Source organism: Staphylococcus sp. EG-SA-2 (assembly GCF_017152085.1).
On record NZ_JACYHC010000022.1, the window covers coordinates 1 to 8,942 of the forward strand.

Consider the following 8,942-nt stretch of genomic DNA (forward strand, 5'->3'; position numbering starts at 1 on the left):
TTGATTTCAAAAAAAATCCTTTTGATAACTTAGAGTTAAAGAAAAATGATGAAATCTCATTAACATTTGCACCTGATGATGAAGATGAAGCATTGAAGTCATTAATTTTCAAAACTAAAGTAACGAGCTTAGAAGATATCGATAAAGCAGAAACAAAATATGACCATACTAAAGTGGAAAAAGTAAAAGTATTGAAAGATGTTAAAGAAGATATACATGTAGATGAAATTTACGGAAGCTTATATCATACAGAAAAAGGTAAAGGTATTCTTGATAAACAAGGAACTAAAGAGATTACAGGGAAGACTAAATTCGCGAATGCAGTAGTGAAAGTATATTCTGACTTAGGTGATGCGCAATTGTTCCCTGATATTCAAGTAGATGAAAATGGTAAATTTAGCTTTGATGCTGAAAAAGCTGGTTTCAGATTGCAAAATGGAGAAACATTGAATTTTGCAGTAGTTAAACCTATTACTGGTGACCTATTACATCAAGGATTTGTCTCTAAATATATTGATGTATATGAATCTCCGGAAGAAAAGAAAGAACGTGAATTTGAAGAAAAACTTGAAAACACGCCTGCATATCATAAATTACATGGTGATAAAATTGTAGGATATGATGTTCAAGGTAATCCATCAACTTGGTTCTATCCATTAGGTGAAAAGAAAGTTGAACGTACAACACCTAAATTAGAAAAATAATTAATAAAATAAAACAGCTTAATGATGTAATGAAATTAGTGAGTTAATCACTGACTTCAACGTCATTGAGCTGTTTTTTATTTGCTTCGTTACAAAGCATTATTGAATTTATTTTACGTGTTCATATTTTGAAACATCAAAGCCGTCTTGCTTAGCTTTGTTGATAATGTCTTTGATTGAATGTAGTCCTTTATCGGCGAAGTATGATCTTAAGTTGTCTTTTGTAGCTTGGTCAGCATTCTTATCTAATAACACATCGATATAGCTTAATTCATGTTCTAAGAAGTTTGCGTCATCATGTAGTACGAGTCCATTTTGAGAATAAACTTTCGCATCTGCTTGATTACCATATCCAACAACGCCAGTTGCTAATACACCTACCATTGCCGTAGCTACTAAAACCTTTTTAAATTTCATATCTATCACTCCTCTAAAAATTGTAACTCTATCATAACACTGAATATTAAGAAAATTACGTTTATTAAGTCGATTTAATAATTTTTAATAAATAGTTAAACTGACAAATATTGCTTAAATGCAATTAATCTTTAAAACGGTGTTTATGGATTTTTCCTACTAAAACCTTGATTTCAAAAAGGGTTTAAATCAAATGAAACAATAATAAAAAATAATGCAACATAATAATAAGTACAAATTTAATTAAGAAATTAAATTGATTGTATATGTATATTTTGGTAACGTAAAAGAGAAATATACAAAATAATTAATTATTTATATGAAAAGAGAATATAAATGAAGTATAAAACAAAGAGACGTGAAACGATGCGATATTTAAAAAGACTTTCATGGTACATAAGCATCTTAATTTTAATAGTTGTTATAGCTGGTTGTGGCAAAGGTAATGAAACAAAAGAAGGTTCAAAAGAAGAACAAATCAAAAAGAGCTTTGCGAAAACGTTAGATATGTATCCAATCAAAAATCTCGAGGATTTATACGACAAAGAAGGATATCGAGATAGCGAATTTAAAAAAAGTGATAAAGGGACATGGACGATATACACAGATTTCGCTAAAAGTAATAAACCGGGTGAATTGGATGATGAAGGTATGGTTTTAAATCTGGATAGGAATACTAGAACCGCTAAAGGCCATTATTTTGTTACTACATTTTACCGGAATGGTAAACTACCAGATGAAAAGAATTATAAAATTGAAATGAAAAATAATAAGATTATTTTATTAGATGAAGTAAAAGATGATAAGCTCAAGCAGAAAATAGAAAACTTTAAATTTTTCGGTCAATATGCAAATCTTAAAGAATTGAGAAAATATAATAATGGTGATGTTTCAATTAATGAAAATGTTCCTAGTTATGATGTTGAATACAAAATGAGCAATAAAGATGAAATAGTTAAGGAATTAAGAAGTCGTTATAATATTTCGACTGAAAAATCACCTATATTAAAAATGCATATTGATGGGGACCTGAAAGGCAGTTCTGTAGGTTATAGAAAGTTAGAAATTGACTTTTCAAAACGTGAAAACAGCAAATTATCAGTCATTGAATTTTTAAGTTATAAACCAGCGAAAAAATAGTATTGATAAGGAATATTAGGATGTGAAAAAATGGGATATCTAAAAAAGCTTGCACTGTTCATAAGTGTTATTATTTTGGGCATTTTTATAATAGGTTGTGATAGTTCAAGCGATACTGCGGAAAAAGCAAAAGAAGATTCAAAAGAAGAACAAATCAAAAAGAGCTTTGCGAAAACGTTAGATATGTATCCAATTAAGAATCTCGAGGATTTATACGACAAAGAAGGATATAGAGATGGTGAATTTAAAAAGGGCGATAAGGGGACTTGGACTTTACTCACAAGTTTTTCAAAAAGTAACAAACCGGGTGAAATAGATGACGAAGGCATGGTTTTATATCTAAATAGAAATACCAAAAAGGCAACAGGTTATTATTTTGTAAATAAAATTTATGATGATATTAGCAAAAATCAGAATGAGAAAAAATACCGTGTTGAACTTAAAAATAATAAGATTATTCTTTTGGATAATGTAGAAGACGAAAAACTTAAACAAAAAATTGAAAATTTTAAATTTTTTAGTCAGTATGCCGATTTTAAAGATTTAAAAAATTATCAAGATGGAAGTATAACAACTAATGAAAATGTACCGAGATATGAAGCAGAATACAAATTGAATAATAGTGATACAAATGTAAAAAAACTTAGAGATATTTATCCAATTACAACGAAAAAGGCTCCAATATTAAAGTTACATATAGATGGTGATATAAAAGGAAGTTCAGTTGGATACAAAAAAATAGAATATAAATTTTCAAAAGTTAAAGATCAAGAGACAACATTAAGAGATTATTTAAATTTTGGGCCGTCTGATGAAGATAGCTAAAGTTTATTAGATGTAGAAATAATTCTAAAGCAGAGAGACGTGAAATGATGGGATATTCAAAAAGGTTTGCATTGTACATAAGCGTTATGATTTTAATATTTGCGATAGCAGGTTGTGGCAAAAGTGATGAAACAAAAGAAGGTTCCAAAGAAGAACAAATTAAAAAGAGCTTTGCGAAAACGTTAGATATGTACCCAATTAAGAATCTCGAGGACTTATATGACAAAGAAGGATATCGAGATGGCGAATTTAAAAAGGGTGACAAAGGGACATGGGTTATCAGTTCAGTAATGGTTAAACAGCCAAAAGGTGAAATTATGAAATCAAGAGGGATGTATCTATTTTTAAATAGAAATACAAGAACCGCAAAAGGATATTTTATTGTAGATGAAACAAGTAATGATACTTTAAAAAAAACAGAGGATAAAGAAAAACGTTATCCAGTAAAGATGGTGAATAATAAAATAGTACCTATTGATCCAATTAATGATAAAGGTGTAAAAAAAGAAATAGAAAATTTTAAGTTTTTCTCACAATATGGTGATTTTAAAGAATTAAAAAATTATAAAAATGGAGAGGTTTCATACAATTCTGAAGCCCCTATCTACTCAGCAAAATATCAACTGAAAAATAATGATTATAATGTAAAGCAATTACGTAAAAGATATGATATATCAACAGAAAAGGCTCCCAAATTGTTGTTGAAAGGTACTGGAGATTTAAAAGGTTCATCAATCGGACATAAGGACATTGAGTTTACATTCGTGGAGAATCAAGAAGAGAATATATTTTTTACTGATAGTTTGGAGTTTACCTCAAGTGAGAACTATTAGCTATGATAAAAAAGGGGATACGGAACAATGAATAATTTTAGAAAATGTGCGTTGTGTATAGGACGTCAGTCTTAATTCTATTAGCATCAGGTTGCAGTGGCGTATTTGACACTCCTGAAGATTCAAAAGAAACACAAATCAAAAAGAGCTTTGCGAAAACGTTAGATATGTATCCAATTAAAAATCTTGAGGATTTATACGATAAAGAAGGATATCGAGATGGAGAATTTAAAAAGGGAGACAAAGGGACGTGGGTTGTTAGATCTGAAATGATAATTCAACCAAAAGGTAAAAGTTTAACTTCAAGAGGCATGATATTATACATGAATAGAAATACTAGGACCACAACCGGTTATTTTTCAATAGAAGAAATAGATTCAAGAAAAAGCCTTGATGAAAGAGAAACAGAAAAAAAGTATCCTGTGAAAATGATAAACAATAAAATTATTCCAACTGAGGAGATAAAAGATGAAAAGTTGAAAAAGGAAATTGAAAACTTTAAGTTTTTTGTGCAATATGGCAGTTTTAAAGGAATAGAGAATTATGAAAATGGTGACATTTCCTATAATTCTGAAGCTCCTATTTATTCAGCGAAATATAAACTGAAAAATGATGATTATAATGTTAAAGAATTACGAAAAAGATATAATATTCCAACAGAAAAGGCGCCTAAATTGTTGTTGAAAGGTTCGGGGGATTTGAAAGGGTCTTCAGTTGGATATAAGGAAATTGAATTTATATTTATAGAAAATAAAAAAGAAAATATATATTTTTCAGATGGATTAAACTTAATTCCAAGTGACTAAAAATAACACAAAGGTTGATAGTACTCAACAAATATTAACATGATAGAGAGAAGTGAAAAAATGAGGGATTCAAAAAGAGTAGTATTGTACATAAGCATTATGGTGTTGAGTATTTTTATAATTGGTTGTGGCAAAGGTAATGAAATAAAAGAAGACGCAAAGGAAGAACAAATCAAAAAGAGCTTTGCGAAAACGTTAGATATGTATCCAATCAAAAATCTCGAGGACCTATATGATAAAGAAGGATATCGAGATGGCGAATTTAAAAAAGGTGACAAAGGGATGTGGACGATTTACACAGATTTCGCCAAAAGTAATAGACCAGGTGTATTAGATAATGAAGGTATGGTTTTAAATTTGGATAGAAATACACGAACGGCCAAGGGATATTATTTTGTAGATACTATATATGACAATCATGAAAACTCTTATAGTAAAAATTATAGAGTTGAGATGAAAAACAATAAAATTATTTTATTAGACAAGGTGGAAGATCAAAAACTTAAAGAAAGAATAGAAAACTTTAAATTTTTCGGACAATATGCCGATTTCAAGAGTTTGAAAAGTTACAACCATGGCGACGTTTCAATTAATAGTAATGTTCCAAGTTATGACGCGAAATTTAAAATGAGTAATAAAGATGAAAATGTTAAGCAATTAAGAAGCCGTTATAACATTCCTACTGATAAAGCTCCAATATTAAAAATGCATATTGATGGGGACTTAAAAGGCAGTTCCGTTGGATATAAAAAGTTAGAAATAGACTTTTCAAAAGAAGAAAATAGCGAATTATCAATAGTCGATTCATTAAATTTTCAACCTGCCAAAAATAAAGATGATGAATGATAGGGAGGATGTGAAGCGATGGGATATTCAAAAAGGTTTGCATTGTACATAAGTATCTTGATTTTAATAGTTATGGTAGCAGGTTGTGGTAAAAGTGATGAAACAAAAGAAGATTCCAAAGAAGAACAAATTAAAAAGAGCTTTGCGAAAACGTTAGATATGTACCCTATTAAGAATCTCGAGGATTTATACGATAAAGAAGGATACCGTGATGGCGAATTTAAAAAGGGTGATAAGGGGACGTGGGTTCTGTATTCAGCTATAGTATCACAACCAAAAGGCGAGAGTTTAAAATCACGAGGAATGATATTAAAGTTAGATAGAAATAAGAGAACTGCTAAAGGAAGTTATATTATTAGAGAATTGAAAGAAGATAAAAATCATGATGTTCAAAAAAATGAAAAGAAATATCCAGTGAAATTGGTGAATAATAGGATAGTTTTGGTAAAAGATGTTAAAGACAAAAAGTTAAAAAATGAAATAGAGTCGTTTGAATTATTTTCACAATATGGAAACTTTAATCATTTTGATCGGAATGAGATTACTAATATTTCATATAATCCTAATGCTCCCAATTACTCTGCAGAATATAAAATGAAGAAAAATGACAGAAACATTCAACAGTTGAAAAAGAGATTTAATCTAAAAACTAGCAAGACACCAAAATTATTGTTTAAGGGATCTGGAGATATAAAGGGGTCTTCTGTAGGATATAAGGAAATAGAAATCATATTTAGTAGAAGTAAAGAAGAAGCATTTATTATGTTGACAGCGTTGAGTTCGTTCCAAGTAACAAAATGACAAAAAGTTGATATTAGTCAACAAAAGCAAATATTGAGAATAAAGAGAGTTGTGAAATGATGGGTTATTTAAAAAGACTTGTATTGTACATAGTTATTATGGTTATGAGTGTTTTTATAATAGGTTGTGATAAATCAAGCGATACTGCAGAAAATCCAAAAGAAGGTTCAAAAGAAGCACAAATTAAAAAGAGTTTTTCGAAAACGTTAGATATGTATCCAATTAAGAATCTCGAGAATCTATATGACAAAGAAGGATATCGTGATGGCGAATTTAAAAAAGGTGATAAAGGGACTTGGACAATATCAACAGATTTTGCTAAAAGCAACAAGCAAGGTGAAATGAATAGCGAAGGTATGGTACTACATTTTAATAGAAATACGAGGACAGCAACAGGATATTATACTGTAAGAACAACTTATGATGAAGTGGATAAGTTGGCACGCGAAAAAAATATCGTGTTGAATTTAAAAACAATAAGATAGTTCTATTGGACAAAGTAGAAGATGAAAATCTTAAACAAAAAATAGAAAATTTTAAATTTTTCGGGCAATATGCCGATTTTAAAGACTTGAAAAATTATAAAAATGGAAGAATATCTAGCAATGAAAATGTTCCTTATTATGAAGCAGAGTACAAAAGGAATAATAGTGATGGAAATGTAAAAAAACTTAGAGAAAAGTACCCAATTACAACCAAGCAGTCTCCAATATTAAAACTGCATATAGACGGCGATATTAAAGGTAGCTCAGTTGGATATAAACAGATAGAATACACATTTTCTAAGGAGAAAGATGATGAGACTTTTATGAGTGATTTTTTGAACTTCGGTCCATCACACAGTAAATAGTAAATAAAACCAAGGGCATAAACTAATTTAAAACAAGAGAGAAGTGAAAAGATGGGATATTTTAAAAGAGTTGTACTTTACATAATTGTTATGGTTGTGAGTGTTTTTATAATAGGTTGCAATAAATCAAGCGATACTTCAGAAAAGCCAAAAGAAGATTCAAAAGAAACACAAATCAAAAAGAGCTTTGCGAAAACGTTAGATATGTATCCAATTAAGAATCTCGAGGACTTATATGATAAAGAAGGATACCGTGATGGCGAATTTAAAAAGGGTGACAAAGGAATGTGGACTATATATACAGATTTTGCTAAAAGTAATAAACAAGGTGGATTGAGTAATGAAGGTATGGTCTTATACTTAGATAGAAATACACGGACTGCAAAGGGACATTATTTTGTTAAGACATTCTATAATAAGGGCAAATTCCCAGATAGAAAAAATTATAAAGTTGAAATGAAAAATAATAAAATTATCTTATTAGATAAAGTAGAAGATATAAATCTAAAAAAGAGAATAGAAAACTTTAAATTTTTTGGACAATATGCAAATCTTAAAGAATTGAAAAATTACAGCAATGGTGATGTCTCAATTAATGAGAATGTTCCAAGTTATGACGCAAAATTTAAAATGAGCAATAAAGATGAAAATGTTAAGCAATTAAGAAGTCGTTATAATATTCCTACTGATAAAGCACCGGTATTAAAAATGCATATTGATGGTGATTTGAAAGGAAGTTCTGTGGGTTATAAAAAGTTGGAAATTGACTTTTCAAAAGGTGAAAAAAGCGATTTGTCAGTAATAGATTCTTTAAATTTCCAGCCGGCGAAGGTGGATGAAGATGATGAATGATGAGGATGGTGTGTAACAATGAAGTCTATAAAAAGGATTGGATTGTGCATAAGTCTGTTGATTTTAATCATTTTTGCAACATCTTGTGGTAGTAATAAGATTACTGGAGACTCAAAAGAAGAACAAATCAAAAAGAGTTTTGCGAAATCTTTAGACAAGTATCCTACTGAAAATCTAGAAGAGTTTTATGATAAAGAAGGATATAGAGATGGAGAATTTGAAAAAGATGATAAAGGGACTTGGCTAATTAGATCTGAAATGAAAATCCAATTAAAAGGAGAAAATCTGGAATCTAGGGGAGCAGTTATAGAAATTAACAGAAATACTAGAACGGCTAAAGGGAATTATATTGTTAGAGAAGTTGTTGAAGATAGCGATGGAATGACACACAATCATACAAAAAGGTATCCTGTGAAAATGGAAAATAATAAAATGATTCCATTAAAATCAATTGATGATGAAAAAGTAAAAAAAGAAATTGAAGAATTTAAATTCTTTGTACAATACGGGAATTTCAAAGAATTGGAAAACTATAAAGAGGACGAAGTGTCATATAACCCAGAAGTACCAATATACTCTGCACAATATCAATTGAAAAACAGTGATTATAATGTAGAGCAATTACGTAAGCGATATAATATCCCGACGCAAAAAGCGCCCAAATTATTATTGAAAGGCTCAGGTAATTTAAAAGGTTCATCAGTCGGATATAAAAATATTGAATTTACCTTTGTTGAAAATAAGGAAGAAAATATTTACTTCACAGATAGTGTCTACTTTAATCCAAGCGAGGATAAATAAGTATAATTATTATTATAAAAAATGACGTTAGAACATTTAATAATAAAGTTAAATGAATTACATGTAT

Annotated in this window: 9 protein-coding genes and 2 pseudogenes; 10 read left to right on the forward strand and 1 reads right to left on the reverse strand. The window is 29.4% G+C overall.

Annotation, left to right across the window (positions count from 1 at the left end):
• Positions 1–704: pseudogene (locus IDG60_RS00140) on the forward strand (FKLRK protein); the annotation flags it as partial.
• Between the two features lie 108 nt (positions 705–812).
• Here the strand turns inward: IDG60_RS00140 and spn are convergent.
• Positions 813–1,121 (reverse strand): myeloperoxidase inhibitor SPIN, encoded by a 309-nt coding sequence (gene spn, locus IDG60_RS00145; RefSeq protein WP_000669519.1) that lies wholly within the window; start codon positions 1,119–1,121, stop codon positions 813–815.
• A gap of 366 nt (positions 1,122–1,487) precedes the next feature.
• Between spn and lpl1 the strand changes: the two genes are divergently transcribed.
• The 9 genes and pseudogenes from lpl1 to IDG60_RS00190 all read left to right on the forward strand — a co-directional run bounded on the left by lpl1 (position 1,488) and on the right by IDG60_RS00190 (position 8,875).
• Positions 1,488–2,261 (forward strand): tandem-type lipoprotein Lpl1, encoded by a 774-nt coding sequence (gene lpl1 / locus IDG60_RS00150; protein WP_001802013.1) that lies wholly within the window; start codon positions 1,488–1,490, stop codon positions 2,259–2,261.
• Positions 2,262–2,291: 30 nt separating this feature from the next.
• Positions 2,292–3,086, forward strand: a complete 795-nt coding sequence (locus IDG60_RS00155; RefSeq protein WP_000540879.1) for a tandem-type lipoprotein — start codon at positions 2,292–2,294, stop codon at positions 3,084–3,086.
• 47 nt (positions 3,087–3,133) lie between these two features.
• Complete coding sequence (locus tag IDG60_RS00160; protein WP_000542365.1) at positions 3,134–3,919, forward strand: tandem-type lipoprotein; 786 nt, start codon at positions 3,134–3,136, stop codon at positions 3,917–3,919.
• A 44-nt stretch (positions 3,920–3,963) separates the two neighbouring features.
• On the forward strand, positions 3,964–4,725 hold the full coding sequence (locus IDG60_RS00165) for a tandem-type lipoprotein (RefSeq protein WP_001557593.1): 762 nt from the start codon (positions 3,964–3,966) through the stop codon (positions 4,723–4,725).
• Positions 4,726–4,785: 60 nt separating this feature from the next.
• The gene (locus tag IDG60_RS00170; RefSeq protein WP_001557594.1) at positions 4,786–5,571 is read left to right on the forward strand and encodes a tandem-type lipoprotein; all 786 of its coding nucleotides are present in this window, start codon (positions 4,786–4,788) and stop codon (positions 5,569–5,571) included.
• A gap of 18 nt (positions 5,572–5,589) precedes the next feature.
• Positions 5,590–6,372 (forward strand): tandem-type lipoprotein, encoded by a 783-nt coding sequence (locus IDG60_RS00175; protein ID WP_001557596.1) that lies wholly within the window; start codon positions 5,590–5,592, stop codon positions 6,370–6,372.
• Positions 6,373–6,431: 59 nt separating this feature from the next.
• Positions 6,432–7,222: pseudogene (locus IDG60_RS00180) on the forward strand (tandem-type lipoprotein).
• Between the two features lie 51 nt (positions 7,223–7,273).
• Positions 7,274–8,074, forward strand: coding sequence for a tandem-type lipoprotein (locus IDG60_RS00185; RefSeq protein ID WP_000540323.1), 801 nt, complete (start codon positions 7,274–7,276; stop codon positions 8,072–8,074).
• An 18-nt stretch (positions 8,075–8,092) separates the two neighbouring features.
• The gene (locus IDG60_RS00190) at positions 8,093–8,875 is read left to right on the forward strand and encodes a tandem-type lipoprotein (protein WP_000835971.1); all 783 of its coding nucleotides are present in this window, start codon (positions 8,093–8,095) and stop codon (positions 8,873–8,875) included.
• Positions 8,876–8,942: the final 67 nt, after the last annotated feature.